We start from the raw sequence: 1,475 nt of genomic DNA, 5'->3' as shown, positions 1-1,475 counted from the left end.
GTGGGGCTCACCTGTTCCCATTCCGAACACAGAAGTTAAGCCCACCAGCGCCGATGGTACTGCTAACGCGGGAGAGTAGGCCGCCGCCAGTTTTTATTTTATTTTTAAAAGTCTCATACAGCAATGTGTGAGACTTTTTTTTTGCTGTATACCCAAGACCAAGGCACCATACACAAGAAGCAATCAGTAATGGGATGCAATCCTTGATACTCCTCTAGCCAGTATCTTCTTTTACTTTTTCCATTTCCTTATCAAAGTCTTTACCTTTTACTTGTATTCTTTCTTCAGAATTTATCATTCATTGAGCAGAACTCTATTACCTGGTATCATTACTATTCTTATTGTACAGACTTTTGTTATCCTGTAAGGGATCTAAACATAGATGGGAACTCATGAATATAAAAATAATTGTGGATAGCGTTGCCTGGATCCCTACGGGATGACAAAGTTCGTGAGTAACGACAAGCTCAGGTAGCATATAAATATTCATCATTCATTACTCATTACAAAGAATATTTGCTCATCTTAAAAAGAATTACATCTATCACAGATCTATCCCTGGTAGCACTTTCTTACTATACCGTCAATGGTCATCCTATAAGAACCTAACTCTATTATTATTTTCCAACGAATAGAAATCTATCAATAATAGTGGGCTATAATCCTGAGCTTAGTGGAAGGGAGCCCGCTCAAATAAAACGAAGATTCTTCCAATGGCTTTAGCCAAACCTTATCAATCATAGATCTCAGGTCTTATCTTACATACAAGAATATCTACGGTAGCATAATTTTATAAAAATCTCTATTACGACCAAATACGAAAGATTTTCTATAATTTATTCATTATTTATTTCCAAACTTCTACTATGTCCAGGGAATTTTCACCAAAATTTTTTGGACCTTGCTTTCTAACATTAATAACCCTATAATTTTATCTTCGAATTTTTTAAGCCTAACAGCTATATATACTATATTTAGTTTTTCTTTTCATTTATCAGCTAATTAATGCTGATTGTGGATAACTATAACCTTATACATAAATTCAAATAAATCAGTTAGTTAAATGTATTACTTATACACAATAGATAGACTGTTGTAAACTTTATGTTAAATAAACTTGTGTAGGATGATATAAGTCTCTATCTTTGCCCCACTGAAAACGAGAGTAGATCGGTAGCGCAGAAGAGCTTTTAGATAAGCAGGAACATTATAATACTTCAAAAGATAAAAACGAAAAAAACTTTTAATTTTTTTAATAAAAAAGGTTGTAAGTTAAAATAAAGTTTCTATCTTTGCAGTCCGAATTAATCGGAGCGCAGGGGTGGATAGATTGAGGTTTTGGAAAGGATTAAGGTTACTTAAAAAACTTTAAAATTTCTTTCAAAAACATTTGGTCATTACAAAATAAAGTTTTACTTTTGCACTCGCAAATACGGAGCGACACTGACAGAGAGATTGCTTCGTTAAAAAGCGGA

Annotated in this window: 1 rRNA gene; it reads left to right on the top strand. The window is 33.4% G+C overall.

Going from position 1 to position 1,475, the window contains the following annotated elements:
• Nucleotides 1–92 (top strand): 5S ribosomal RNA (gene rrf, locus BBH99_RS11730); the annotation flags it as partial.
• Between the last annotated feature and the right edge of the window lie 1,383 nt (nucleotides 93–1,475).

Source organism: Chryseobacterium contaminans, assembly GCF_001684955.1.
Classification (GTDB): Bacteria; Bacteroidota; Bacteroidia; order Flavobacteriales; family Weeksellaceae; genus Chryseobacterium; species Chryseobacterium contaminans.
The sequence above is the reverse complement of the archived record's forward strand: the minus strand, read 5'-3'. Positions and strand labels throughout refer to the sequence as shown.